Genomic DNA, 25,173 nt, shown 5'->3' with positions numbered 1-25,173 from the left:
GCCTTCAACCTCCATAACTTAGACCGACTAGGCAAGCAATAGCATGCCTGAACGACCCACGTGAGTTAATCGGCTATCTCTGTGCTGGAACCGCACAGACTGTGGCGAACAGGTAGCGGTCAGCCATGCCGATGTACTGTCCGGTGTTCGCGTCCTTAATGGTCCCGTCATTCGGGTCGACGATCCCGCCTGTGCTCGGATCAATCAGGGTCTTATCGGGCATGGTAATCAGTCCCGTACGCGGATCCGGATCGGGCAGAGTATTGGCAGATGCAGAGGGAGTCTGGGTGGAGGACTCTGTTTCAGAGCTCCTGCTCCGGGTTTCAGCCTTGCCCTGCGCCCTTTGGATGCCTTGGATCTGATTTTCCGACGAGGATGTATCCGACGAGGAGGCGCTCGACAAGGAAGCCGCCTCGGCTTCTTCATTGGCCTGGGTCAATGGCTTGTCCTGGCGCAGCAGGTGCCAAATGGTTTCGGCCTGCTCGGTCCATACAACACGGTACCGGTCCTGGGACCATTCCTTGACCGGTATAGTCCGAGCGTAGATGTGCGTGGCGTCTATGTGTTTGAGCGAATTACCCAGGCCCAGCAGGGTCTGGAAGCTGCCCAGACCCTCGCTCAGCTGCAGGGTAGACATGGAAGTGGTGGCCAGACGGTAGGCCTTGGGCAGGTCTGAATAAATATCGACGGTCTTGGCCTCGTTGACCAGGCTCTTGATCAGGTACTGCTGGCGGGTGGTGCGCATGATGTCCGATCCGTCGGCACCGGTGCCATGGCGCATGCGGGCGTACTCGGTTGCCTGGGTCCCGTCCAGATGGTGCAGACCGCGCTTTAGGTCAATGCCTGTGTAGCTGTCCTTGGTGTCCTTGGGGATGCATACGTCGACCCCGCCCAGGGCATCGATGATGGATTTGAATCCATTGAAGTCGGCCACCACGAACTGCTGGATGTCCAGGCCGGTCAAGGAGCGGACCGCAGCCAGGGTGCAGCTGGCGGCCGAATTCGCATCGCCGCCTTGGTTGTAGCCCTCAGCGAAGATGGAGTTGAACATGACCTGGCGGCGGGCCGGGATGGTTTCGCCTTTGCTGGTGACGCAGGCCGGGGCGTTCACGATGGAGTCCCTGGGGATGGAGACCACGTTCACATAGGAGCGATCGGCGGCGATCTGGACCACCATGGCCGTGTCAGACTGGTGGTTTTCCTCCAGGCCGTCCCCGCTGCCGCCAACGTCCGAATTGCCCTTACCGTCACGGGTGTCCTGGCCCAGCACCAGGACATTCAGGGTTTTGCCCTTATAGATGTCTTCCGGGGCCTTGTGGGCTTGGGTCAGGTTGATGGGCTCGAGCACGTGCATGTGCCCGTTGATGTCTGTCCAGAAGGCGGCCACCGTCGAGGCCAGGAAGCAAAGAACGAAGGTGAGGGCCAGACAGATGCCCGTGCGCAGGGAGTGGCTGCTGCGGAACCCGTCGCTGTGCTGGGGCTTGCCGTTCCTGCCCGCCTTGATGTTGGGCAGACCCATCTTTCTGGTTGGGGACGTCAATGGTATGCCTTCCTCATCGGCTGTCGCTATAGGGGCCATTCCGGCGGAAAGAACCAGGATGGCGGTGACGCGTGCTTGAACCAATCACAGTATAGTCTGACCCCCATCCGCAGCTCCTCTTGGGCGATACAAATCCCTCAAAGTGTTGCTCAGTTGCGCTTGCAGTCATCTGGGGGTTGACAAAAGACCCCAGCAGCAGCTGTAATAAAAGTGTGTAAACACACTAGGGACTGGGGGGTCGCTATGAGTGGTTTTGTAGACACTCGATACAGCAGTACAACTAAAAACAGGCTGACGCCGTTGATGCAATGGTTCGAGGTCAACATCGGACCATCCTGGCGAAGCGAGGCGCTTTGTGCACAGACCGACCCGGAAGCATTCTTCCCGGGCAAGGGAGGCTCCACCCAGGAGGCCAAACGGGTCTGCGCCGACTGCACCGTCCGAAAGCAGTGCCTGGACTGGGCGGTCGAGCACGACGAGCGCTTTGGCATCTGGGGCGGCATGAGCGAACGGGAGCGCCGCCGCTACAAGAAGAGGATGCGCGCGCAGCGTCAGGCCTGAATCGCCCAGTTGCCCGAGCGAGGCACCCGGTGACCTGGATTGCGTAGACTGGAACGCATGAGTTTCGTCGCGCCTCAAGCCCAGGATGTTCGGCAGGTCCTCTCTGCAGTCATGAACGAATGTTCGTCCGCCGCCAGCCCTCAAGTAGAGGATGCAGTGGCGGCGGTGATCACTGTCGAGCATGACCTGACCTACTTGCCTGACACCCTGCGCGCCCTCTTGCGACAGAGCCTCTTGCCACGCCTTCTGATCATCGCGGACTGTTCGGGATCCACTGTGGAGCCTCTCTATGCGCAGTTCCCGGTGGACGGGCCAGCGCGGGTGGAGGTGCAGGTGGTTCGCGCCCGAGGCGCCTCCTCATTCGGCGATGCCGTGAACAAGGCGCTTGGCTATGCCCGTCTGCCTGGTCGGATCCGCGCTCTTTGGCTTCTGCATGACGACTGCCGTCCCCTGGATGATCATTGCCTGGACAAGCTGGTGGACACCTGGCACAGCAATCCCACTGCCTCCCTGCTGGGCGCCAAGCAGTATGACTGGCAGGGCGAGGGACTGCGGGACGTGGGTCGGTATGCCTACCATCACCGAACAGTGAGCCTGGTAGTGGACAGTGAGCCCGACCAGGAGCAGTATGACGCGCGCCAGGATGTCTTTGCGGTGAGCCTGGCCGGCGTCCTGGTGCCCATGCAGACTATCAAGGACCTGGGCGGACCAGGCTCCTGGGCTGGCACTTTCGGCCAAGCCGACGATCTCTGCCGCCGCATCTGCCTGTCAGGAGGACGGGTGGTGGTGGTGCCCAGTGCTCGGATGGCCCATGCCAGCGCCCGGGTGAGCGGATTGCGCGATAGGAGTGGACGGCCGGTGCAGCCCGACCACCGCTTGGATGCCTCTATGGGCCCCATGCTGGCTCGGGAGCGTTACCTGCTGACCGATTTTGCCCTGCCTTGGTGGCTGTTGGTCTGGCTCTGGCGGATCTTGGCGGCACTGTGGTTCATGGCCCTGGATCTTATCGGCAAGCGGCCCTACAGGGCCCTCTGCCGTCTGTGCGCACCCTGGCGGATCCTGGCCCGTCCTGCAGCGTTGCTGACCATGCGTCGCCGCCTGACTTCCGCCTGCCATGGCAGTCCCCGTCGATTGGATGTTCTTCAGGCCAGCGGTCAGCAGATCCGGCAGTGGCGGCAGCGCAGGCAGGCCTTCCACGACCAGCAGGAGCATCCCATGCTCAGCCATCTGGCATTGGCTCATCTGCGCAAGCAGTTCCTACGTCGCCTAGCCTGGGCTTCAGGGATGACCATAGCGGTCTTGGTGGCCCTGGTGGCCACCCACTGGCCCCTCTGTCGTGCCATCTTTTCGGGAGGGGCCGTCCACGCGCCCTCTCTGCCTTCGTCAGGAGCCGACTGGTCCAGTCTGCTGGCGGCAGCCACCACCTCATGGTCCTGGGCGGGGGGTGTGGGGCAGCCCGCAGTTCCTGCCCCCTTCCTTCTGGTCCTCCTGCCTTTCGCTCTGCTGACCGGCGGTCATATGGCTCAGGCCATGGCCCTTATGCTCTTGACGGAGACGGGACTGGCCGCTCTGTCCTTCTGGGCCCTGGCCGGCGTGGTCACCAGATCCAATCCAATCCGCGTCCTGCTGGGGCTGCTCTGGGATTGCCTGGCATTCGCCCTGGGCATGGTCGATGGTCTGCAGCTGCCCATGCTGACGGTCATGGCCTTTATGCCTGCCGCCTTTGCCTTCGTTTCCAAGGCTGTGGGGCTGTATCAGACCGAGGCCCCCGTGCGCCCCAAGGCCTCGGTGCAGCAGGCGGCTCTGGCCTCCATCTGCTTCCTGCCGGTCCTGGCAGCCGAACCCCAGCTCATGCTGGCCATGATTCCGCTCTTCATTGTGGCGATCTGCCTGGTGTCCTCCCACCGGATCATGCTGCTGCTGATGCCCCTGCCTTCGGTGCTGGCCCTGGCGCCCACCTTGGTCAACTCCCTGCATCATGCCAGTCAAGGGCTTTGGAGGCAGTTGTTCTCTGACCTGATGATTCCTTCGGCTGACCTGACCGGCCGACCCAGAACCGGAAGCTTGGGGGAACTGCTGACCCGCCTGCTGGGCCTGGATGTTTCAGCCCTATGGCCCATCAGGTGGCGACCTGAACTCTGGCGTCCGGCCGCGCTGGCCTGCTGTTTGCTGACGGTGGCCCTACTGGCTTTTATTGCCCTGGTTGTGCCTCGGGCGCTCAAGGCGGCCAGGATTCTTTGGATCACGGTCCTGCTGGGCCTGGTTCTGGCGCTGGTTTCGCAGGCGGTTTGCACTGGTCTGGACCAGACCGGCCCAGTGGCTGGTTCGGTCCTGCCTGGCATGATGATGGCCTTTATGGGGCTGCTGACCTGTCTGGGCCTTCTGGCTGGCAGGGCAGTCCGTCCTTTCTCGCCCCTGGCTCCTGGGCATGATCAGGCCTCTGACGGCAATGCGGATCGCCCGCCCTTGCCTCCTGCGCAGTCCTTCCCAACATCAACAGTTTCGGTCGATGATGGCGGACGGGTTTTGAGGCTCCTGCTGGGCCTGGTCCTGGGCTTGGTAACTGCGGGCGTGGCAGTGGCCGGTTTGGCGGCGCCTGTCGGCGGGCCCCTGTCCGCTGACGGCCGGCAGCTTCCGGCTGTGGCGGTGGACTACCTGGACAAGGATCCATCCCATCGGGTGCTGGTGCTGACCTCGCCCTCCCATGGCCGCGTGGCCTACAGCGGTCTGCACACCTCACGCGGAGAGCTGATCGATGCCTCGCCTGCTCTGCGTGCCCAGCGGGTGGACGGCGGGCAGATGACCGGCGAGGACGTCCTCTCGCATTCGGTGGCGGCTCTGATGGCCAATGCTGACTCCAAGGCGGTAGCCGCTGTGACCGACCTGGGCTTCGGGGGGATCTATGTGCCTGTCGACCGTTCCGGGGCAGCGGGCTTGGGGTCCACGCCCAACGATGACCTGGTTTCCAACATCACGGCCAGTGACGGCGCCCAGCAGGTTGTGGCCAACGCCCAGGGAACCTATTTCCGTTTGAGTTCACAGTCCGGCGAGGACACGGGCGTTGATATGACCGGGGTCCGTCGGGCAGAGGCCAGCACCTGGAGGAGGGTCTGGCTGTGGGCCCTGTGCTTGATCCTGCTGGGATACTGCCTGGTGGCTCTGCCGCGTCCGAGCTGCTTCGGAAGGGAGCAACTATGAGTGCACGAAGCAAAGGATCCCTGGTGGCCGCTCTGGTCACGGCGCCCTCGGTGGCGGTCCTGATTGCCGCTCTGTTGATCTGGACGCCTCCGGCCTCCTTGGCCGATGGAGCCAGAGGCTCGACAGTCATGGCCAGCCGGGTCAGCCAGCGGGAGGTGGCGGCCTACTGCCCGGCTCGCATGGCGGTAGAGGACGAGGACAAGGTAGGCGATGACCAGTTCAAGGCATCGGAGGGCGATCTGAGCTCCCGTGTCACAGCTGCAGCTTTCGGGTCCATCGGTAGTTCCAGCCTGACTCCAATGGGGGGCGGGCAACGCACCATGGTGACTGATCCCGATCTCTTGGACGGGCAGAAGGCCATGGCCGCCTCGCTAGACCCTGGCGCTTCGGCTACTGCTTTCGACTCTCGGATGCTCAAGTCCCAGCCGGGCACGGGGGCTGCTGTCGGCATGGTCTCTTGGGCCACCAAGGGCGATCTGCGGGGGATCCAGGCGCTGGCCTGCCCACGGGCCGCCATGAATGCGGACTTCCTGCTGCCCGCCACCAGCAGAGGGATCACCCAGCGGCTGGTGGCCTACAACCCGTCATCCAAGGCCACGGTAATCAGCCTTGAGGTCCAGGGTTCGCACTCCTCGGGCCATCTGTCACTTGAAACAGGAAAAACCATTACCGTGGCACCTGGCGGCCATGCTTCATATGACCTGTCTGCGGCGGCTCCTGGCCAGCAGGCCATCTATGTCCGGGCCCGCAGCTCCCAGGCCCCGGTGGCCATGTCGGTCTCCGTCAATGTCATGTCTGGACTCGATCCGCGCGGCTCGGATCAGGTGACTGCCCTGGCGGCTCCCGGCCGTGATCTGGTCATTCCCGGCCTGCGAGGTGCAGACCAGGCCACCCTGCTGCTGCAAGGTTCCCATGCCACGGCGGTGGAACTGTCCTGGGTGGATGAAGGCGGTCAGCAATCCCTGCGGCGGGTGGATCTGCAGGGCTCTCAGGCCACGGCGGTGGACCTGGGTGGCGTGCCCGATGGCAAGCTGGCTCTGCAGGTGCATGCCGACCGGCCTGTTCGCGCGGTCCTGCAGGTGACCGACCAGGGCAGTCAGGACCAGTCGCAGTCGGATCTGGCTCTGATTCCTGCAGGGACTGCTGCCGCCTCCTCGGCGCTGGCCATATCCCAGCCAGCCCAGGCCGTGCTGACCTTGGTCAACCCATCGGCGAATCCGATCAAGGCTGAACTGGTTGGATTCGACGAGAAGGGCAACAAATTGGGAGGGCGCTCGCTGACTGTAGAAGCGGGTCGGGCCAATGAGCTTTCAATCCATGATCTGGGCGACCAGGTGGCCGCTGTGCGGATGAACGAGGACTCTGGGCATGGCTCATCCCGGCTGATCTGGAACGCCCGCCTGAGTGTGGACGCAGTCAACCAGGCTGGTCTGGCCGGCCTGGCGGTCATGGCTCCTGACGGGCTCATGCCCACCACCACCGTGATCCGTTCCGGCCCCGACCCAACTGCCCTGCCCTGAGATTAGGCCTTCAGCGTCCCCACATGGGGTCGATCTCCTCGGGGTCGCGCCCGTAAAGGTCAGCCAGCTGCAAGACCAGCTCATCGCGGATGATCAGTTCCAGCTCGGTGCGGTCTCGGGTTTTGTTCTGGATGGGCATCCGGTACAGGACGATCCTGGCGGGAATGCCGCGGCCCGCCGGGAAACTGCGTGAGAACAGGTCCGACCTGTCCTCCCAGGGGGTGGGGTCGGAGGGCGGCACATCCTCGACGGCGAATTGGACAGGCTTGACCAGCTGGGGCCAGCCGGCGCCCAGCCGCCGGATCTGGGCTGCGGTCAGATCGTCGAAGATACCGCATCTGGTGCGATAGCGGGGCAGACGGGTGCCGAAGGTGGGTCGACGAGTCCCCCGGCCATGACTGTCCCGATAGACGCTGCGGGACCAAGGCGGCTGATCGTTGATCATGACACTCACCATAGCCCCTCAACTCGGTGGCGGTTTCGATTCAGGGTGTCTTGTAGCATGGAGCGATGATCGACAAGCGGATGGGAGCAATCATGGCGGAGGACGGTGCGGTGAGCGTGGCCTGGTGGGGCAGCCAAGACATAAGTTCCATCTGCGCACGGGCCCGGGTGCTGGCCTTTGATCTGGACAATACCCTGGCGCTGTCCAAGACCCGCATGGACCAGACCATGGCCGTCCATTTCGCCGCCCTGACCCAGCTCCGGCCCGTGGCCATCGTCTCGGGCGGACGGTTCAGCCAGTTTCGCGACCAAGTGCTGGATGCCCTGCCCGACGACACCCGTTTCGACCAGCTGCATCTGATGCCCACCAGCGGCACCCGCTACTACCGCTGGCAGGACGGAAGCTGGAATTGCATCTACACCCACGACCTGAGCGCCCAGGACCGGCAGGCCGCCGGGGCCAGTCTGGAGCGAAGGGCCAAGCAGCTGGGCGACTGGGAGGAGCAGGTCTGGGGGCCGCGCATCGAGGATCGTGGCAGTCAGATAACCTTCTCGGCCCTGGGTCAGCAGGCCCCCGTGGCAGCCAAGGAGGCCTGGGATCCGGACAACAGCCGCAAGGATGCCCTGGCCCGGGCCGTGGCCGCCGACCTGCCCCACCTGCAGGTGCGCTCCGGCGGCTCTACCAGCGTGGACATCTCAGCCAAGGGCATCGACAAGGCCTATGCCATGACCTCCCTGGCCAAGATACTGGGCATGGATGTCGGCCAGATCGCCTTCGTGGGTGACCGGATGGATCCGGACGGCAACGACTATCCGGCGGCTCTGGCCGGGGCCATGGCTCTGCGTGTGCACAATCCTGCCGATGCCCTGGACTTGATCCGGGTTCTGGAGGCTGACCTGGCTTGAACCTGCTGAACCTGTCCGCTGACGAGTCTGTGAACAGTGATTCTGTGAACAGATAGCCTGTTCATGCACATGGCTTTCTTCTGCTTGCCTATTCTCAATGTCTGAGGGTTGGCTAGACGATATGCGCAACCATTCATTGCCATCCGGCCGACTCCGACAGGCCGTTTGTGCTGTAGCCTCGGCCTTGGCGGGCTCGGCCATGGGCCTGCTGGCTCCTCGAGCCTGCGCCGGCTGTGACCGCCCTGATCTCTCGCTCTGCCCCACTTGCAGATCCCTGCTCTTCCGACCCCTGTCGGTGCCTGCGCCCGCCTATGCCCTAGGCCAGGCCCTAGCCTGCGCTCCATATCGTGGACCCGTACGGCGGATCATTCTGGCCTGGAAGGACCATGACAACCGACCCTTGGATGGACCCTTGGGCCAGGCTCTGGCCGATCTTGCTCCGGCCCTGTCCAGGCTGATCGATCCTCTGCTTCGGTCCAAGCCTGCGAAGGCGATCCTGGTGGTTTCCGCCCCCTCCTCGGCCGCCTCCTTGCGAAGACGGGGGAGGGCTCATCTGCAGCCGATCCTTTTGTCTCTGGTCCAGGCCCTGCAGCGGCAGGGCCTGGACGTCCGGGTGGAACCGGCGCTGATCATGAACTCCGTAAAAACCAGGTCTGTCCAGGCGGGCGGCCGCCGGAACCGTTCACGTCGGCTGACGGGCCGGATCGCGGTTGCGGATCCCTCGCGGCTGGCCGGTCATCCTGTTCTGGTGGTGGACGACATCATCACCACGGGATCCACAATCCGCCAGTGCGCTCGTGCCCTGGAGACCGCAGGCGCTCTGCCCCTGGCTGCCTTGGCTCTGGCGGCCGTCCCACCAGGCCATGAGGATGTCTAGCGGGCTTGGGCCACGGCCATCTCGTCCCAGCGGGTGGTGGACCGAGGGGAGAGCATGCCCCGGTTCATGGCCCAGTCGGCCCCTGTGTCCTCGTCGCCCCGGCCCTGGCCGCGGATGCCTCCGTAGCCTATGCCTATCCGGAAGGGGCCGAAACGACGGGTGGCATCTTCCAGGACATCCCCCAGACCATGGGTGTCCCGGGCTGCTTCCAAGCCTTCCAGAGTGTGGAAGTGGCCGGCATCGGTCAGGTCCAGCAGAACTACCCCGGCGCGGATCCAGCGGGCGTGCGGATCCACCCGGCCCTTGAGCGCCCGGCTGGCTGCGCCGGCGATGACCAGGGGATCGTCGCTGGGGTCCTCCAGGACGACGGTCCGGCTGGCTGCGCAGAACTGCTGGGGCGCATAGGGGCTGGTGGAGCAGAAGACCCGCACCCTGCCGCACAGGCCGTGCTGCCGACGCAGACGGCGGCAGGCCTTTTGGGCGTAGATGCTCACCGCCTGGGCCAGGGTGGCGTAGCCCTCGACGGGGTGGGAGAACATGCGCGAGCACAGAATCTGATCGGTGCGCACGCCCCTGGCGGCATCCGCCTCGGGTTCGATGCAGGGCCGTCCCCTCAATTCCAGCACGGTGCGCTGCAGCATGACGGAGAACCGGTGACGGATCAGCGAGGGATCGGCATCGCGCAGATCCAGGGCAGTGGTGATGCCCATGCCCATGAGCCTGCCGGTCAGACGTCGGCCCACCCCCCAGACCTGGTCGACGGGCACCGATGCCAGGGCCTGGTCGCCATACTGGGCCTCCACCTGGCTCCAGAGGGTGATTCCCTCGGTCGAGGGACGGTCCTTGGCCCAGTGGTTGGCTACCTTGGCCAAGGTCTTGGTGGGCGCCACACCCACGCTGACGGGAATGCCGGTCGACCGCAGGACCGCGGCGCGCAGCTCCCGGCAGATTTCGACGGTGCGCTTGTCACTCCAGATGCTGTCCATGAAGCATTCGTCGATGGAGTAGACCTCCTGGTTGGGCAGAAAATGGGTCATGATGGCCATCATGCGCCTGGAAAGGCTGGCGTAGAGCTCATAGTTGGAGCTGCGGGCCACCACCCCGTCCTGCAGGGCCCGTTCACGAATGGTGAACCAGGGTGTGCCGTTGGTGATGCCTAGGGCCTTGGCCGGGCGGTTGCGGGCCACCACGCAGCCGTCGTTGTTGGACAGCACGACCACAGGGCGGTCAGCCAGGGAGGGGTCGAAGACGGCCTCGCAGGAGGCAAAGAAAGAGTTGGCGTCGGCCAGGACCACCTGACTGGTCAGAGCCGTCCCGGGTGCAGGATCGGCCGGTCTCTGTGCGCTCATGCCGACCCCCAGCCCGTGGAGGGATAGACGGGCTTCCGGTCTCGACTTCCCGTGCGTCCGGGTCCGTGCGGAGTATGTCCGGGATAGGTGACCTGAGGCAGGGGAGAGCCGTTCCGTGACTCGCCCCTGGCGTCCACCCGCTGCCAGTGGTAGTTGCCAATGACCACCCCCCAGATGACCAGCTCCTCGCCCTCCTGGGGTATGAAGTCGGGGTAGGCGGGGTTTTCGGCCCGCAGCATGGTCCGTCCCCTGCGCCTGGCCAGCCGCTTGACCAGCAGCTCGTCGTCCAGGATGGCGATGACAATGTCCCCCTCGCGCGGCTCCAGGGACCGGTCGACCACCAGCAGGTCCCCATCGAAGATGCCGGCGCCGGTCATGGAATCGCCGGCCACATGGATGATGAAGGTGGAGTCGGGGTGAACGATGACGTTCTGGTCGAAGCTGAAGTCGCCGCTGAAGTAGTCCTGGGCTACTGAGGGGAAGCCGGCGTGGACAGCCTCCAAGGCCTGGGGGACAGGGCTGGGGTGTTCCCGGAAGAGGCTCAGGGCATCGACCCGGCACTCCCGCAGGGAAGCAAGGGCCGCATCTGGCGACCCATGAATGGTAGCGACCATGGCACACCTCGAACTCGATGGCATTCGAACAAATGTTCGATTTCATTATGAGCCGAGGTGGGCCTCCTCGTCAATGCGGCGCGTCGGGCCCGCCGGAGCGGTTCCCGGCCCCCTCGTCCTCGTCTGGGTCGCGGTGATATTTGGGCAGGGTGATCTCGAAGTCCGCCCCGCGCGGATCGTCCACCACCTGCACCTGACCCCCATGCAGCTGGGCCGCCCAGCGGGCGATGGACAGCCCCAGCCCGGTGCCGCCAGACTCCGTGCCAGGCCCGGCCTTGCCCTTGACGAAGCGCCGGAAGATATCGGTGCGGGCCTCAGGGGGTATCTGCGAGCCGAAGTTGACCACATTGGTGACTATGGCCTCCTGCTGCCGGTCCTCGTGGGCCTGGATCAGCACCGTGGTGCCATCGGCCGAGTGCTTCAGGGCATTGCTGATGACATTGGTGAAGAGCTGGCGCAGCCGGTCCTGGTCGCCCTCCATCCTCAGGCCCTTCTCCAGATCAACTTGGATGTCGTGGGCGTGCCCGGCGTCTGCTACGGCCAGAGGTTGGAGGGTCTCGTCGATGAAGTCGCCGAAGTCGAAGTCCTCGATCTGCAGGCTGGCCGCCCCGGCCTCCATCCTCGACAGGTCCAGCAGGAAGGCGATCAGGTCGGACAGCCGGTGGGTCTGCTCCAGTATCCCCTCCAGGTTGGCTGGCGTGGGCTCGGTCACCCCGTCCGCCATGTTTTCCACCATGGCCTGCAGGGCCGAGACGGGGGTGCGCAGCTCGTGGCTGACATTGGCCACCATGTCCCGGCGCATCTGGTCGGCATGCTGGAGCTCCTCGGCCATCTCGTTGAAGGACTGGGCCAGGAGCCCCACCTCGTCATGGCTGGTCGTCGTGGCATGGACCCGGACCGTATAGTCCCCGTCGGCCATGGCCTCGGCCGCATCCCGCATCTGCCGCAGGGGAGCGGTGAGCCCCCGAGAGAAGAAGTAGGTGATCCCCAGGGCCACAACCAAGGTCAGCGGCATGGCAATCCAGCCGCTCCAGCCCATCTTCAGCAGGAACCAGGCCATGACGAAGGCGATGGCTGTGGAGATGATGATCAGGACGCTCAGCTCCACCTTCAGTGAGGCGAAGGTTCCGATGGGCCGTTCGCGGTCCACCCGCGCACTCAGACTGGGCCCCTTGCGCCGGCTTCTGCCGTCCTTGCTCATGGCGTGCATCCGCGGCCGCTACCGCTGTCCCTGTTCCTGATCCTCGGGCGGCTCGAAGGCGTAGCCCACACCGTGCACGGTGCGGATCATCTGCGAACCCAGTTTGTGGCGCAGAGCCTTGACGTGGGAGTCCACCGTTCTGGTGCCCGAGGCATCCACCCAGTCCCAGACCTCCTCCAGCAGCTTCTCGCGGGTGAGCACGGACTTGGGTCGACGGGCCAGCGTGGCCAGCAGGTCGAATTCGGTGGGGGTCAGGTGGATTTGTTCTCCGCGCAGGGTCACGATGCGCTGGGCTGGGTCGATGACCAGGGATCCGAAGTCCAGCACCTTCTCGTTCTCGGAGTTCTTGGCGATGACCTTGGCCCGTTCCACCCGGCGCAGAAGGGCCTTGCAACGGGCGATCAGCTCGCGCATGGAGAAGGGCTTGGTCATGTAGTCGTCAGCCCCGGCGCCTAGACCGGTCACCTTGTCGGCCTCGTCGTCCCTGGCGGTCAGAATCAGCACCGGCACCGGCCGCTCGGCCACGATCCGCTTGGTGGCCTCCAGTCCGTCCATGACGGGCAACATGATGTCCATGATGACCAGGTCGGGTTTGATCTGGGATGCGGCCTGCACGGCGCTGGCGCCATCCGAGGCCACCCGGGCCGTCCACCCTTCGGCGGTGATGCGCTGGGCGATGGCGGTGGCCAGGGTGGGTTCGTCCTCAACCACCAGGATGGTGCTGGGTGTAGTGTAGCGGCTTTTGTTTTTGATCATGCCTACCTCTGTCTTCGATCACTGATCCGCAAAACGATGCTCGTCATGCGGGGTGGAGCCTTGCCGGCATTCGTTCCACCACCGTCATTTCTTCCAGAATAGTCTTCAGAGCCTCCAGGGGAAGTGTGCTCGCAGAGAACCGCGTCGTATTTGAGCCCCGTCGGCAAGTCCATGCGCAATGACATTATTATATGGTATTTTATCGACTCGTTCTGGAGGATATATGGGTTACAAGGTCGGTGACATGGTCGTCTATCCGCGTCATGGGGCCGCCAGGGTGGATGCCATCACCGAACGGACTGTCAAGGGCGTCACCCGCAAGTACCTGCAGTTGTCCGTGCTCTCCTCTGACGGGCTGGTCATCAACGTCCCCGTCGAGAACGCGGCCAAGGTGGGCGTCAGGGACATCGTCGACGCCAAGGCGGTGGCTAAGGTCTTCGAGATCCTGCGCACTCCAGTGGTCGAGGAGAAGGAGATGAACTGGTCCCGCCGCTACAAGCTGAATGTGGAGAAGATCGCCACCGGCGAGGTTAACAAGATCGCCGAGGTGGTGCGCGACCTCTCCCAGCGCGACGTGGACGAGCACGGGCTGTCGGCGGGCGAGAAGCGGATGCTGATCAAGGCCCGGAAGATCCTGACCTCCGAGATCGCCTTGTCCGAGAAACTGGGCGAGGACGAGGCCCAGCGTCTGCTGGATGTCAACCTGGGCTATGCGGAGCCCATGCCCGGCGACGACAAGCACCATACCAAGTCCCCCAAGGAGCCGGCTTCCAAGACCCTGGCACGGGTGGCTCAGGAGGCCGCCAAGACCAAGGGCAAGACCAAGACCAAGGGCAAGCGCTGAGGCCGGATCCGGTCATGGGCCATCCAAGCGTTGGACTGGGCTTTGATGCCCACCGCTTCGACCCGACTGGCGGGCGTCCCCTCTGGCTGGCCTGCCTGTCCTGGAATGACGGAACCCCTGGCCTGCTGGGCGATTCTGACGGCGATGCGGCCGCCCATGCCCTGATTGATGCCATCTTGTCAGCCGCCGATCTGGGCGACATCGGCACCCTGTTCGGCCTGGGATCGCAGTCCCCTGGTGTGGGCATGCATGGGGCAGCCATGCTGGAGAAGACCATGGGCTGCCTGCATGGACACGATCGCAGGCTGCTCAACGCCTCCCTGGTCATAGTCGGCCAGCGCCCAAGAATTGCCTCCCGTCGTCGCCTGGCCCAGCAGGCCATGAGTCAGGCTGTCGGGGCTCCGGTTCGGCTGACCGCCACCACCACTGATGGCATGGGCTTTACCGGTCACGACGAGGGTATCGCCGTCATGGCCACCGCTCTGGTGGACTGACCGGCATCAGGCGCGCAAGGCCGCCCATCCCTTGGCCAGAGCCCAGAAGAGGGTGGACAGGGTCACGATGATGAAGCTGGGTGGAGCAGGCACCATGGCCGAAATAACCAGGCCTCCCCAGATGGAAGCCAGGCAGATCAATCCTGACAGGAGCATGGCCCGCAGGGGAGAGGCTACCAGAATGTTGGCCGTGGCCGCCGGGGTGACGACCAGGGCGAAGATGAGCAGGGTCCCCACTGCAGGTACGGCGATGGTGATGACCCCGGCCATGATGGCCATGAAGGTCAGGTTCATCAGCCCGATGGGCACGCCGCGGGCCTGGGCCACCTGCTCATCCAGGGAGCTGAAAAGCAAGGGCCGGTAGATCAGGGCCAGAAGGATCAGCAGGATTGCGTCGAAGATTATGAAGCCGACGACCTGCCCTCGGGTGATGGTCAGGATGGATCCGAAGAGGATGGCCTGCATCTGCTGGGAGGCCGAGCTGGACATCCTGGCGAAAAAGAGCCCTAGGCCGGTGGCGAAGGCCAAAACCGTGCCCGTGGCGATCTCCCGCTGGGAGGCCCGCTTGCCCAGGGCGCCGATGACCAGTGCCCCGCCCAGGGCGAACAGGCCCATTCCGGCAGAGACCGGCAGCCCCAGCAGGACGGCCCCCGTGGCGCCGGGCAGGCCGATGTGGGCCAGGGCATGGGCGGCGAAGGTGGAGTGTCTGGCGATGGTGAAGTAACCCATGGCTCCGGCGGCTACGGCGATGCACAGGCCAGCCACCATGGCGTCGCGCATGAAGGGGGCGGCGAGGATCTCCATCCAATGGGGGTCGAAGACTGGTGTGGTCATGAGGTCCTTTCCCGGTCAGCCCCGTGCAGGCGGGCCACCTGGCTGGGTTGATAGCGATTGTGGACGGGTCCGATCGGCTCGTCCATATCGGGGGCCACGAACATGTCCCCCTGGGGAGTGGTGACCACCTCCACCTTGGTGCCGTAGAGGTGGGTAAGCAGGTCCGAGTCCAGTACGTCGTCCATGCGGGCGTAGTGGGGGTGCCCGTCCAGCAGGTAGACCGCCCCGGTCAGCACAGGAAGCAGCATGTTCAGGTCATGGGCCACCACCTGGATGGTCATGCCCAGACGGCTGTTGAGCTGTGCCAGCAGGTGGACGGTGGCGCGCTGCCCGGCCAGGTCCAGATTGGCCAGGGGCTCGTCCAGCATGAGCAGATCAGGATCGCAGACCAGGGCCTGGGCGATGGCCACCCGCTGGCGCAGGCCGCCGGAGAGCTGGGACAGGCGTAGGTGGGCCCGGTCCTCCACGCCGACGAAGCGCATGGCCTTTCTGGCGCGCTCGCGGTCCTGCCGGGTAACGGGGTGAATGCCGAAGCGGGTGCCGGTCAGCCCCAGCAGGACGGACTGCTCGGCCGTCAGGTTGGAGTCGATATCAGAGGTGTAGCTCTGAGGCACGTAGCCAATGCGGTTGTTGGCTTGTCCGGCTGTCTGCCCCAGGACTTGCAGACTGCCTGCATCCAGGGGGAGCAGACCAAGCTCGGCCTGCATCATACTGGTCTTGCCGGTGCCGTTGGTGCCCACGATGGCGGTCACTGTTCCCGAGGGTATGGCGAAGGTCCCCTCCGACCAGATCAGCCGTCCGGATCGCCGGATGGCAGCATGGTCGAAGATGATGCAGGCCTGCGTGGATGTTCCATCCCTGTCCTTATCCATGGCATCCCTCTCGGCAGTGGTTTCAGTCAGTGGTTCTGCTCTTATTGAGTATGATTCTCATTATCGTTGGGGAGGGGACAGCGCGCAACTTCAGTAGTCGAGTTTTTCCGAACCGGCTCTTGGACGGCGGTTCCGGTCGGGGAAGAATCTGCGCTAGGCTGGCTCATACGATTTCGACAAGGGTTTGCGCCCGCTTGGATGATGGAGATGTTTTGACTGCAGTGAAACTGGACGGAAAGGCGGCGGCTGCGGAACTCAAGCAGGACCTGCGCGCTCGCGTGGCGAAGTTGACGGCCATGGGACGCACTCCCGGCCTGGGGACCATCCTGGTGGGGGAGGACCCTGGCTCGCTTAAATACGTGGAGGGCAAGCACCGGGACTGCAATCAGGTGGGCATCAGGTCGATCAGGATTGATCTGCCCGCTGAGGCCGGCAAGGAGCGGATTCTTGCTGCGGTGGATCAGCTCAACCAGGATCCTGACTGCACCGGCTACATCGTCCAGCTGCCACTGCCCAAGGGCGTGGATCCCGCTGAAATCATCGATCGCATCGATCCAGTCAAGGACGCCGACGGCATGCATCCATACAACTTGGGCCAGCTGGTCCTGCATACCGACGGCCGGGTGAGGACCCCCCTGCCCTGCACCCCGCGGGGGATCCTGTATCTGCTGGACCATTACGGGATTGACATGGCCGGCAAGGAGGTCTGCGTGTTGGGCCGAGGATTGACCGTGGGCCGCACTATCGGGCTGCTCCTGACCAACCGCGGGGTTGATGCCACCGTGACCCTCTGCCATACCCGCACCGGGGATATTGACGCCCATCTGCGCAGGGCTGACGTGATCATCGCAGCCGTAGGACAAGCCGGGCTAGTTGGTCCCGACCAGGTTCGCCAGGGTGCCGTCCTGGTGGATGTAGGCGTCTCCCGGATCTGGGATCAGCAGGAGGGGCGCTGGCGGGTCAGGGGCGACATCGATCCGGCAGCCAGGCTGCCTGCAGCCGCCTACACGCCCAATCCCGGCGGGGTGGGGCCCATGACCCGGGCCATGCTTCTGGCCAATGTGGTCGAATCCGCTGAGCGGGCCGCCGGGATCCCTGCCTGCGACACGCCCGAGGTCTCCCGGCGACAATGACCGTGGTGTCTCCTATCATGGAAAATGTTCGCGCCTGCCGGCGGGAACACATAACTCAATACGGAAAAATATCCACCAACTATACAAGAAACAATTTAATTAATGGCAGAGAACAAGAAGGAAGTCCCCCAGGTCGCGGTCAATGACATCGGGTCCGAGGAAGACTTCATCAAGGCAGTCGATTCCACCATCAAGAACTTCGACGATGGGGATCTGGTCGAGGGGACGGTCGTTAAGATCGACCATGACGAGGTTCTGCTAGACATCGGTTACAAGACCGAGGGCGTGATTCCCTCCCGCGAGCTTTCCATCAAGAAGGATGTCGATCCCGACGATGTGGTCCAGGTCGGTGACACCATCGAGGCTTTGGTCGTCACCAAGGAGGACAAGGAAGGCCGCCTGATCCTGTCCAAGAAGCGTGCCCAGTACGAGCGCGCCTGGGGCGACATCGAGAAGATCAAGGAGGCTGACGGCGTCGTTGAGGGCACCGTCATCGAGGCCGTCAAGGGCGGGCTCATCGTCGACATCGGCCTGCGTGGCTTCCTGCCCGCATCCCTGGTCGAGATGCGCCGCGTGCGCGACCTGTCCCCCTACATCGGGCAGAAGATCAAGGCCAAGATCCTGGAGCTGGACAAGAACCGCAACAACGTGGTCCTCTCCCGCCGCCAGTACCTGGAGGAGACTCAGTCCGAGGTGCGCGAGACCTTCATGGCCCAGCTCAAGAAGGGCCAGATCCGCGAGGGTACGGTCAGCTCCATCGTCAACTTCGGCGCCTTCGTCGACCTGGGCGGCGTGGACGGCCTGATCCACGTCTCCGAGCTCTCTTGGAAGCACATCGACCACCCCAGCGAGGTCGTCAAGGTGGGCGACAAGGTCACCGTCGAGGTGCTGGATGTCGATATGGACCGCGAGCGCATCTCGCTGTCCCTTAAGGCCACCCAGGAAGATCCTTGGCAGCGCTTCGCACGAACCCACGTGCCCGGGCAGATCGTCAAGGGCAAGGTCACCAAGATCGTGCAGTTCGGTGTCTTCGTCTCCGTCGAGGACGGCATTGAGGGCCTGGTCCACATCTCCGAGCTGGCCAACCGCCACGTGGAGAACCCCGAGACCGTGGTCAAGCAGGGCGAGGAGATCTTCGTCAAGGTCATCGACGTCGACTTGGATCGCCGCCGCATCTCCCTGTCCCTCAAGCAGGCCGACGACTCTGTCGACCCGACCTCCGAGGACTTCGACCCGGCCATCTATGGCATGCCTGCCGAGTACGACGAGGACGGCAACTACAAGTACCCCGAGGGCTTCGACCCCGAGAGCAACGAGTGGATCGCCGGCTACGAGAAGCAGCGGGAGGAGTGGGAGTCCCAGTATGCGGCCGCCCACGACCTCTGGGAGCAGCACAAGGCCTTCGTGGCCAAGGAGCTGGAGAACGCCGAGGCTTCGGCTGCTGAGGACAGCCGGTCCTCCCAGACGCCTGCCGCCGGTTCCCGCTCCCGCCGTCAGAACTCCGAGGAGACCACCAACTACAGCTCGGAGTCCAGCTCCGAGGGCACTTTGGCCTCCGACGACCAGCTGGCCGCCCTGCGCGAGCAGCTGCTCAAGGAAAAGAAGTGAGCGTTAAGCGGTAAATGGAGGGGTCCGGCCTCGGTCGGGCCCCTCCATTTGTATGTGCTGCCATAAGGTATAAGCGGGAGGTCGTGATGATACGTGTAGGATTGACTGGCGGGATTGCGGCCGGCAAGAGCACGGTGGCGGCTCGGCTGGCTCAGGACGGGGCCAGGGTCATCGATTACGATCGGCTCTCCCACGAGGTCATCGCTCCGGGCGGACCCGGCGTAAGGCCGGTGCTGGAGAGGTTCGGTTTAGGATGCGGGGACGGCCATGGTGGAGTGGACAGGTCGGCTTTGGCGGCACGGGTCTTCGGCGGTCCGACAGCCGACCAGGATCGCCGGGACTTGGACGACATCATCCATCCGCTGGTCTATGACTTGGCCGCCAAGGCCGAGCAGCCCTGGCTGGACGGCTCCGAGGTGGTGGTCCATGAGGTGCCCCTGCTGACAGAAGTGGGCTCGACCATTCCCTTTCATTTCGACAGAGTCTTGGTGGTGGAGGCTCCAAGCCAGGTGAGGATTGCGCGTATGGTGAATCAGCGGCATATGACGCCAAGCCAGGCTGTTGAGCGCATCGGTTCCCAGAGCAGCAGCAGTTCGCGACGCGCTCAGGCCGATCTGCTTGTTGACGGGTCCCAGCCTATCGAACAAATGTTCGAGTTTGTTGATAGAATATATAAAGAGCTACAGGTCCTGGCCCAGGAGTCCTCGCACAGCGACTGAGGGGCCTTAGGCGGATGACGCATCCTGGAAGGGAGTTTCATGGGGTTCAATATTGAGCGGACCGACAAGCCCTTCGTGGTCAAGTCTCCCTATAAGCCCTCCGGCGACCAGCCAGAGGCCATCGAGGAACTGGCCACGCGGATCGAGAACGGCGAGAACGACGTGGTGCTCATGGGCGCCACCGGCACCGGCAAGACCGCGACCACGGCCTGGCTGATTGAGCGTCTGCAGCGGCCTACCCTGATTCTGGAACCCAACAAGACCCTGGCCGCCCAGCTCTGCGCCGAGTTCCGCGAGCTGATGCCCGACAATGCGGTCTCCTACTTCGTCTCCTACTACGACTACTACCAGCCTGAGGCCTACATCCCTCAGACGGATACCTATATCGAGAAGGACTCCAACATCAACGACGACGTGGAGCGGCTCCGGCACGCCGCCACGGCCAACCTGCTGACCAGGCGCGACTGCGTGGTGGTGGCCACCGTCTCCTGCATCTACGGCTTGGGCACGCCCGAGGAGTACGCCGGGCGCATGCTCTTCCTGCACGAGGGGGACAGGATCAACCGGGACGACCTGTTGCGCAAGTTCGTGGACATGCAGTACAAGCGCAACGACATCGCCTTCACCCGAGGCACCTTCCGCGTGCGCGGCGACACGGTCGAGATCATCCCCGTCTATGAGGAGCTGGCCGTCCGCATCGAGTTCTTCGGCGACGAGATCGACCGCATCTCCACCCTGCACCCGCTGACCGGCGACGAGATTGCCCACGAGACCTCCGTGCATATCTTCCCCGCCTCCCACTATGTGGCAGGTCCCGAGCGGATGGAGCGCGCCTTGAAGACCATCAAGGAGGAGCTGGACTGGCGTGTGGGCCAGCTGCGCAAGCAGGGCAAGGAGCTGGAGGCCCAGAGGTTGACCATGCGCACCACCTACGACCTGGAGATGCTCACCCAGATCGGCACCTGTTCCGGGGTCGAGAACTACTCCCGCCACTTCGACGGGCGCGAACCCGGGACGCCGCCCCACACTCTGCTGGACTTCTTCCCTGATGACTTCCTGCTGGTCATCGACGAATCCCATGTGACCGTTCCCCAGATCGGAGCCATGTACGAGGGGGATGCCAGCCGCAAGCGGACCCTGGTCGAGCATGGCTTCCGGCTGCCTTCGGCCATGGACAACCGTCCGCTGAAGTGGCCTGAGTTTCTGGACAAGGTTGGCCAGACCGTCTATTTGTCGGCAACGCCGGGCGACTATGAGATGGGTCTGTCCGACGGGGTGGTGGAGCAGGTCATCCGGCCCACCGGTCTGCTGGATCCCGAGGTGGAGGTGAGGCCTGTCAAGGGCCAGGTGGACGACCTCCTGGACGAGATCAAGGCCCGAGTGGCCCGTCACGAGCGGGTCCTGGTGACCACGCTGACCAAGAAGATGGCCGAGGACCTGACCGACTACCTGCTGGAGCGAGACATCAAGGTGGAGTACCTGCACTCAGACGTGGACACCCTGCGGCGGGTGGAGCTCCTGCGGGAGCTGCGCGAAGGCAAGATCGACGTCATTGTGGGCATCAACCTCCTGCGTGAGGGGCTGGACCTGCCCGAGGTCTCCCTGGTGGCTATTCTGGATGCGGACAAGGAGGGCTTCCTTCGCTCCTACCGTTCACTGATCCAGACCATCGGCCGTGCGGCCAGGAATGTGTCCGGCAAGGTCATCATGTATGCCGACGAGGTCACCGACTCCATGGACAAGGCCATCAGCGAGACCAACCGTCGCCGGGCCAAGCAGATTGCCTACAACAAGGAGCACGGCGTGGACCCCAAGCCGCTGATCAAGAAGATCAGCGACGTCAATGACATGCTGGCGAAGGAGGATGTGGACACCCAGACCCTGCTGGCGGGTGGCTACCGGAATGCCAACAAGGCTGGCAACTCCCATTTGGGTGTGCCCCTCTACGACAAGGAGGAGGCCGACAAGCGGCATCAGGAGATTCTCCAGGCTGGTCTGCCGGCTCAGGACCTTGCCGACCTGATCCGTCAGCTGAGCGACCAGATGCACACGGCTGCGCAACAGCTGCAGTTCGAGCTTGCAGCCCGTCTGCGCGATGAGATCAAGGATCTGAAGAAAGAGCTGCGGCAGATGACCGAGGCGAAAAAGTAAGTTTGGCCTTTCGGCCAGTGGTCCCTACACGACTGTGTCGTGGGACTGTGATGTGGGACAAGACATCACAAGCCCTGATTGCAGACTGCCGTCTGTGAGGAGTTCTGACATACGGGCGGGGGAGATGAGCACGTCGTATCTTGCCGCTAGAGTCTGGTGATATGTCCGAAACACCTCTGCCGTTTATGGTTGTGAGCCTGGTTGTGCTGGCCATCTTCTTCGTGGTTGATCTTTTGGTGATCGGGCGGCGGCCGCATGTGCCTTCGACTGGCGAATGCGTGCGGCATATCGGCTTCTTCGTGGTCATGGCCCTGATTTTCGGGGCGTTGATTTGGAAGGTTGCCGGTTCCAAGCCGGCTATCGAGTTCTACTCGGGCTGGCTGACCGAGTACTCGCTCAGCATCGACAACCTTTTCGTCTTCGTCATTATTATGAGCAATTTCGCCGTGCCTTTACGTCTTCAGCGCTATGTGCTCAGCGTCGGCATCGCCATCGCCCTGCTGCTGCGCGGCGTCTTCATCCTGGCCGGGACAGCGCTGATCACCCGCTTTACCTGGGTCTTCTTCATCTTCGGCTTCTTCCTGCTCTATACCGCCTGGAACATGGTCTCCAGCCGGGGCAAACAGGAGGAGTACCACGAGAACGGGCTGATCAGGGTCCTGCGTCGGGTCATTCCCATCACCAGTCATTACGACGGTGAGCATCTGCGGACCACCTTTGAGGGCAAACGCTGCTTCACGCCCATGCTGGTGGTCTTCCTGGCCATCGGCACCACCGATGTCATGTTCGCCTTTGACTCCATTCCGGCCATCTTTGGACTGACCAAGGACCCCTTCATCGTCTTCACTTCCAATGTCTTCGCCCTGCTGGGCCTTCAGCAGCTCTACTTCCTGTTGGGATCCCTGCTGGACAAGCTGGAGTATCTGCCCCTGGGGCTGGCTGTGGTCCTGGCTTTCATCGGTGTCAAGCTGATTATGGAGGCTCTACACGGCAACACGCTGCCTTTCATCAATGGTGGGCAGCCCTTGGAAGCAGTACCGGACATACCTACCTGGGTATCCCTGCTGATCATCGTCCTGGCCGTAGGCATCGCGGCCTTGGCTTCAGTGCTCAAAAGCCGCCATCAGTCTTCTCAAGCAGTCTCGCAGGGAGAGAAATAATAAGTAAAGCCTTGAGCCACAAGGGTTGTTAACGCTAACGGAAATTATTGGTCCCTATCAGCCTGAGTCTGTACAATAGAACGGTAAACAAGAAAAAGAACAGGCAGGTAGCATATGCGCAAAGCCAAGATCGTCGATACCATCGGGCCGGCTTCGGAGTCGCTGGAAAACATCACCAAGCTGGTCAAGGCCGGCATGGATGTGGCCAGGCTCAACCGGTCCCACGGCACCCCGGAAGATCATCTGAAGGTTTACAACAACGTGCGTCAGGCCAGCAAGGAGACTGGACGCAACGTTGCGGCCTTGGTCGATCTGCAGGGCCCCAAGATTCGTTGCGGCTGGTTCAAGAAGAACGAGCAGGGTGAAGACAAGGTCATCCTGAAGGAGGGCCAGGAGTTCACCATCACCACCGACGATGTCGAGGGTGACGAGCACATGACCTCCACCACCTTCAAGGGGCTGCCCGGGGATTGCCATCCCGGCGATCCCATCCTGATCGATGACGGCAAGGTCCGTCTGGAGGTCACCAAGGTTGAGGGCAACCAGGTTCATACCAAGGTGGTCGTAGCTGGTCCGGTCTCTTCCCACAAGGGCATCAATCTGCCCGGCGTGGCCGTGAGCCTGCCGGCACTGACCCCCAAGGATGAGGAGGACCTGCGCTGGGGCATCCGCACCGGTGCCGACATCATCGCCATGTCATTCGTCCGCTTCGCCACCGACATCGACCGCGCTCACGAAATTATGGATGAGGAGGGTCGTCGCATCCCCATCGTGGCCAAGATCGAGAAGCCCCAGGCAGTCGAGAACCTGGAGGAGATCGTGAAGGCCTTCGACGGCATCATGGTGGCCCGCGGCGATATGGCTGTGGAGATGCCTTTCGAGCAGGTCCCCCTGGTGACCAAGCGTTGCATCGAGCTGGCCCGTCAGTATGCCAAGCCGGTCATCGTCGCCACTGAGGTCCTGGGCTCCATGGTTCATTCGCCCATTCCCAGCCGCGCCGAGGCCTCAGACTGCGCCAACGCCGTCCTGGACGGCGCCGACGCCACCATGACCTCCAACGAGACCGCCGTGGGTGACTATCCTGACACTACGGTCTCCACCATGGCCCGGATCTCCGAGTACGCCACCACCCATGGGTTCGACCGCATCCCGGCCATGCACAACCTGGATATGTCCAACTCCGGTGCAGTCTCCTCCGCTGCCGTGGACCTGGCTGACAAGATCAACGCCAAGGCCATCGTGGCCTTCACTCAGACCGGCAACACCGTGCACCGCGTCTCCCGTGAGCGTCCGGCTGCCCCCATCTACGCGCTGACCACCAATGAGCACACCTATCATTGGCTGGCCCTGAGCTGGGGCACCGAGGCCTTCATGTGCGAACAGGACTACCACGACTTCAACCGTGCAGGCCTCATGGCCTTCGTGGATGCCACCCTGAAGAAGGAGGGCAAGGTCTCCGACGGCGATTGCCTGGTGGTGCTCAGCAGCGCTCAGGGCGAGTATGAGCCAGGAAACACCGACTGCATCTACGTGCACACGGTAGGTGCCAACGAATGATTCTCCGGCCCGCCGCCTGGCTGCCGACTGAACAGGCTAGGCAGGCGGCAGCCAGGTTCACTCGGCACTGATAGAACAAGTAACCGGTGATCTTTCCCCCGCTCGTCAGGTAGGGGAGAGGCCGCCGGTTCGCTATGCGGTGGTTCCTGCCTCAGTGCAAATCGGACAGTCCGATCTTCGCCCGCAGGATGGCGATGGTGGTCTTGGCGTCCAGTATGGTCCCTGCAATCACCATGTCGTAGGCCTCATCAACAGTGAAGAGTCGCACATTCTGATGGGGGGTCTCCGGTGCCAGGCTAGTCGGCTGGACCGGGGTCAGGCCCTGGGCATAGAAGAGGGTGGTGTGCTGCGTGGAGAAGCTGGGGGTGTTGATGAACCTGGCGAACTGGTTAAGGGAGGCAGCCTTGTACCCGGCCTCCTCACGCAGTCGTCTAGTGGCTACATCGATGGGAGCTTCCTTGTCGTTGAGCGGATGTCCCGCTGGCAGCTCAAGAGTCCAGCGGTGGATGGGCAGACGGTACTGCTCAACCAGTGGCATCCTTCCGTCGTCGGTGATGGCCAGGACGGCGATGGTGTCTCCATGCTTCTCGCTGACGATGCTGCGATCGAAAATCTGATTGTCGCTGGATTCAAAGGTGACCCTGTCGACGCTGAAATAGTGGCTGTCCATAATTTGCTTGCGGGCCTTCTCCTGGACAGGGGAGGTGCGCCAAGGATCGAACCGTCGATAGATTTGAGTGGTCATCATGCTCTCCTTCGACTGCTGATGTGCCTGTGTACATAACTGTCTTCATTCTAAGGCAGATTCAACACGAATAGCCTTGCGTCGTCGTCA

Annotated in this window: 22 protein-coding genes; 13 read left to right on the top strand and 9 right to left on the bottom strand. The window is 63.2% G+C overall.

Annotation, left to right across the window (positions count from 1 at the left end):
* Window positions 1-73: 73 nt before the first annotated feature.
* A complete protein-coding gene (locus tag GYM67_RS05405) occupies window positions 74-1,624 on the bottom strand; it encodes an LCP family protein (RefSeq protein WP_258561447.1) in 1,551 nt (516 codons plus the stop codon).
* Between the two features lie 219 nt (window positions 1,625-1,843).
* Here GYM67_RS05405 and GYM67_RS05400 point away from each other — a divergent pair, with 219 nt between their 5' ends.
* Genes GYM67_RS05400 through GYM67_RS05390 form a run of 3 tightly spaced genes read left to right on the top strand, consistent with a single transcriptional unit; the run spans window position 1,844 to window position 6,819 of the window.
* The gene (locus GYM67_RS05400) at window positions 1,844-2,101 is read left to right on the top strand and encodes a WhiB family transcriptional regulator (RefSeq protein WP_220237423.1); all 258 of its coding nucleotides are present in this window, start codon (window positions 1,844-1,846) and stop codon (window positions 2,099-2,101) included.
* A gap of 57 nt (window positions 2,102-2,158) precedes the next feature.
* On the top strand, window positions 2,159-5,299 hold the full coding sequence (locus tag GYM67_RS05395) for a glycosyltransferase (RefSeq protein WP_220235964.1): 3,141 nt from the start codon (window positions 2,159-2,161) through the stop codon (window positions 5,297-5,299).
* Entirely contained in the window at window positions 5,296-6,819 is a 1,524-nt protein-coding gene (locus tag GYM67_RS05390) for a DUF5719 family protein (protein WP_220235963.1), read from the top strand. Before GYM67_RS05395 ends, GYM67_RS05390 begins: the two co-directional genes overlap by 4 nt.
* 10 nt (window positions 6,820-6,829) lie before the next feature.
* Here GYM67_RS05390 and GYM67_RS05385 read toward each other — a convergent pair whose 3' ends face one another.
* Window positions 6,830-7,264: a metallopeptidase family protein gene (locus GYM67_RS05385; RefSeq protein WP_220235962.1), complete on the bottom strand. Its 435-nt coding sequence runs from the start codon at window positions 7,262-7,264 to the stop codon at window positions 6,830-6,832.
* Window positions 7,265-7,329: 65 nt separating this feature from the next.
* Between GYM67_RS05385 and GYM67_RS05380 the strand changes: the two genes are divergently transcribed.
* Complete coding sequence (locus GYM67_RS05380) at window positions 7,330-8,169, top strand: HAD-IIB family hydrolase (protein ID WP_396019982.1); 840 nt, start codon at window positions 7,330-7,332, stop codon at window positions 8,167-8,169.
* A gap of 97 nt (window positions 8,170-8,266) precedes the next feature.
* On the top strand, window positions 8,267-9,046 hold the full coding sequence (locus tag GYM67_RS05375) for a ComF family protein (RefSeq protein ID WP_220235961.1): 780 nt from the start codon (window positions 8,267-8,269) through the stop codon (window positions 9,044-9,046).
* Here the strand turns inward: GYM67_RS05375 and GYM67_RS05370 are convergent.
* The 4 genes from GYM67_RS05370 to GYM67_RS05355 form a co-directional block, all read right to left on the bottom strand.
* Window positions 9,043-10,395 carry a Y-family DNA polymerase gene (locus tag GYM67_RS05370; protein ID WP_220235960.1) on the bottom strand — a complete coding sequence of 451 codons (1,353 nt, stop codon included), beginning with the start codon at window positions 10,393-10,395 and terminating at the stop codon, window positions 9,043-9,045. The genes GYM67_RS05375 and GYM67_RS05370 overlap by 4 nt on opposite strands.
* Complete coding sequence (locus GYM67_RS05365; RefSeq protein ID WP_220235959.1) at window positions 10,392-11,009, bottom strand: LexA family protein; 618 nt, start codon at window positions 11,007-11,009, stop codon at window positions 10,392-10,394. The genes GYM67_RS05370 and GYM67_RS05365 overlap by 4 nt, the downstream gene beginning before the upstream one ends.
* A 70-nt stretch (window positions 11,010-11,079) precedes the next feature.
* Window positions 11,080-12,210 (bottom strand): sensor histidine kinase, encoded by a 1,131-nt coding sequence (locus GYM67_RS05360; protein WP_220237421.1) that lies wholly within the window; start codon window positions 12,208-12,210, stop codon window positions 11,080-11,082.
* Window positions 12,211-12,228: 18 nt separating this feature from the next.
* Window positions 12,229-12,966, bottom strand: coding sequence for a response regulator transcription factor (locus tag GYM67_RS05355; protein WP_220235958.1), 738 nt, complete (start codon window positions 12,964-12,966; stop codon window positions 12,229-12,231).
* Window positions 12,967-13,189: 223 nt separating this feature from the next.
* Here GYM67_RS05355 and GYM67_RS05350 point away from each other — a divergent pair, with 223 nt between their 5' ends.
* Both GYM67_RS05350 and GYM67_RS05345 read left to right on the top strand, forming a co-directional pair.
* A complete protein-coding gene (locus GYM67_RS05350; protein ID WP_220235957.1) occupies window positions 13,190-13,810 on the top strand; it encodes a CarD family transcriptional regulator in 621 nt (206 codons plus the stop codon).
* Window positions 13,811-13,824: 14 nt separating this feature from the next.
* Window positions 13,825-14,304 carry a 2-C-methyl-D-erythritol 2,4-cyclodiphosphate synthase gene (locus GYM67_RS05345; protein WP_220235956.1) on the top strand — a complete coding sequence of 160 codons (480 nt, stop codon included), beginning with the start codon at window positions 13,825-13,827 and terminating at the stop codon, window positions 14,302-14,304.
* A 6-nt stretch (window positions 14,305-14,310) separates the two neighbouring features.
* On the opposite strand, the gene GYM67_RS05340 is transcribed toward GYM67_RS05345, so the two are convergent.
* Window positions 14,311-15,138 carry a metal ABC transporter permease gene (locus GYM67_RS05340; protein ID WP_220235955.1) on the bottom strand — a complete coding sequence of 276 codons (828 nt, stop codon included), beginning with the start codon at window positions 15,136-15,138 and terminating at the stop codon, window positions 14,311-14,313.
* Entirely contained in the window at window positions 15,135-16,010 is an 876-nt protein-coding gene (locus GYM67_RS05335) for an ABC transporter ATP-binding protein (RefSeq protein ID WP_220235954.1), read from the bottom strand. Before GYM67_RS05335 ends, GYM67_RS05340 begins: the two co-directional genes overlap by 4 nt.
* Window positions 16,011-16,222: 212 nt before the next feature.
* Between GYM67_RS05335 and GYM67_RS05330 the strand changes: the two genes are divergently transcribed.
* The 6 genes from GYM67_RS05330 (at window position 16,223) to pyk (ending at window position 24,338) form a co-directional block, all read left to right on the top strand.
* Window positions 16,223-17,143 (top strand): bifunctional methylenetetrahydrofolate dehydrogenase/methenyltetrahydrofolate cyclohydrolase, encoded by a 921-nt coding sequence (locus GYM67_RS05330; protein WP_220235953.1) that lies wholly within the window; start codon window positions 16,223-16,225, stop codon window positions 17,141-17,143.
* 102 nt (window positions 17,144-17,245) lie between these two features.
* Window positions 17,246-18,751, top strand: coding sequence for a 30S ribosomal protein S1 (gene rpsA / locus GYM67_RS05325; RefSeq protein WP_220235952.1), 1,506 nt, complete (start codon window positions 17,246-17,248; stop codon window positions 18,749-18,751).
* A gap of 86 nt (window positions 18,752-18,837) precedes the next feature.
* Window positions 18,838-19,470 (top strand): dephospho-CoA kinase, encoded by a 633-nt coding sequence (gene coaE / locus GYM67_RS05320; RefSeq protein WP_258561600.1) that lies wholly within the window; start codon window positions 18,838-18,840, stop codon window positions 19,468-19,470.
* A 39-nt stretch (window positions 19,471-19,509) separates the two neighbouring features.
* Window positions 19,510-21,621 carry an excinuclease ABC subunit UvrB gene (uvrB, locus tag GYM67_RS05315; RefSeq protein ID WP_220235950.1) on the top strand — a complete coding sequence of 704 codons (2,112 nt, stop codon included), beginning with the start codon at window positions 19,510-19,512 and terminating at the stop codon, window positions 21,619-21,621.
* Window positions 21,622-21,782: 161 nt separating this feature from the next.
* Window positions 21,783-22,781: a TerC family protein gene (locus GYM67_RS05310; RefSeq protein ID WP_220235949.1), complete on the top strand. Its 999-nt coding sequence runs from the start codon at window positions 21,783-21,785 to the stop codon at window positions 22,779-22,781.
* A gap of 114 nt (window positions 22,782-22,895) precedes the next feature.
* Window positions 22,896-24,338, top strand: coding sequence for a pyruvate kinase (gene pyk / locus GYM67_RS05305; RefSeq protein WP_220235948.1), 1,443 nt, complete (start codon window positions 22,896-22,898; stop codon window positions 24,336-24,338).
* Window positions 24,339-24,489: 151 nt separating this feature from the next.
* On the opposite strand, the gene GYM67_RS05300 is transcribed toward pyk, so the two are convergent.
* A complete protein-coding gene (locus GYM67_RS05300) occupies window positions 24,490-25,083 on the bottom strand; it encodes an NUDIX domain-containing protein (RefSeq protein ID WP_220237420.1) in 594 nt (197 codons plus the stop codon).
* Between the last annotated feature and the right edge of the window lie 90 nt (window positions 25,084-25,173).

The sequence above is a fragment of the Bifidobacterium asteroides genome (genome assembly GCF_019469425.1).
Taxonomy (GTDB): domain Bacteria; phylum Actinomycetota; class Actinomycetes; order Actinomycetales; family Bifidobacteriaceae; genus Bombiscardovia; species Bombiscardovia asteroides_I.
Note: the sequence above shows the minus strand (reverse complement) of the source record. Positions and strands in the feature narration are given on the sequence as shown.

Coding starts and splice junctions, on each gene's coding strand:
- GYM67_RS05400 (WP_220237423.1), top strand. CDS start 1,844: ATGCAATGGTTCGAGGTCAACATCGGACCATCCTGGCGAAGCGAGGCG.
- GYM67_RS05395 (WP_220235964.1), top strand. CDS start 2,159: ATGAGTTTCGTCGCGCCTCAAGCCCAGGATGTTCGGCAGGTCCTCTCT.
- GYM67_RS05390 (WP_220235963.1), top strand. CDS start 5,296: ATGAGTGCACGAAGCAAAGGATCCCTGGTGGCCGCTCTGGTCACGGCG.
- GYM67_RS05385 (WP_220235962.1), bottom strand. CDS start 7,264: ATGATCAACGATCAGCCGCCTTGGTCCCGCAGCGTCTATCGGGACAGT.
- GYM67_RS05380 (WP_396019982.1), top strand. CDS start 7,330: ATGATCGACAAGCGGATGGGAGCAATCATGGCGGAGGACGGTGCGGTG.
- GYM67_RS05375 (WP_220235961.1), top strand. CDS start 8,267: ATGTCTGAGGGTTGGCTAGACGATATGCGCAACCATTCATTGCCATCC.
- GYM67_RS05370 (WP_220235960.1), bottom strand. CDS start 10,395: ATGAGCGCACAGAGACCGGCCGATCCTGCACCCGGGACGGCTCTGACC.
- GYM67_RS05365 (WP_220235959.1), bottom strand. CDS start 11,009: ATGGTCGCTACCATTCATGGGTCGCCAGATGCGGCCCTTGCTTCCCTG.
- GYM67_RS05360 (WP_220237421.1), bottom strand. CDS start 12,210: ATGAGCAAGGACGGCAGAAGCCGGCGCAAGGGGCCCAGTCTGAGTGCG.
- GYM67_RS05355 (WP_220235958.1), bottom strand. CDS start 12,966: ATGATCAAAAACAAAAGCCGCTACACTACACCCAGCACCATCCTGGTG.
- GYM67_RS05350 (WP_220235957.1), top strand. CDS start 13,190: ATGGGTTACAAGGTCGGTGACATGGTCGTCTATCCGCGTCATGGGGCC.
- GYM67_RS05345 (WP_220235956.1), top strand. CDS start 13,825: ATGGGCCATCCAAGCGTTGGACTGGGCTTTGATGCCCACCGCTTCGAC.
- GYM67_RS05340 (WP_220235955.1), bottom strand. CDS start 15,138: ATGACCACACCAGTCTTCGACCCCCATTGGATGGAGATCCTCGCCGCC.
- GYM67_RS05335 (WP_220235954.1), bottom strand. CDS start 16,010: ATGGATAAGGACAGGGATGGAACATCCACGCAGGCCTGCATCATCTTC.
- rpsA (WP_220235952.1), top strand. CDS start 17,246: ATGGCAGAGAACAAGAAGGAAGTCCCCCAGGTCGCGGTCAATGACATC.
- coaE (WP_258561600.1), top strand. CDS start 18,838: ATGATACGTGTAGGATTGACTGGCGGGATTGCGGCCGGCAAGAGCACG.
- uvrB (WP_220235950.1), top strand. CDS start 19,510: ATGGGGTTCAATATTGAGCGGACCGACAAGCCCTTCGTGGTCAAGTCT.
- GYM67_RS05310 (WP_220235949.1), top strand. CDS start 21,783: ATGTCCGAAACACCTCTGCCGTTTATGGTTGTGAGCCTGGTTGTGCTG.
- pyk (WP_220235948.1), top strand. CDS start 22,896: ATGCGCAAAGCCAAGATCGTCGATACCATCGGGCCGGCTTCGGAGTCG.
- GYM67_RS05300 (WP_220237420.1), bottom strand. CDS start 25,083: ATGACCACTCAAATCTATCGACGGTTCGATCCTTGGCGCACCTCCCCT.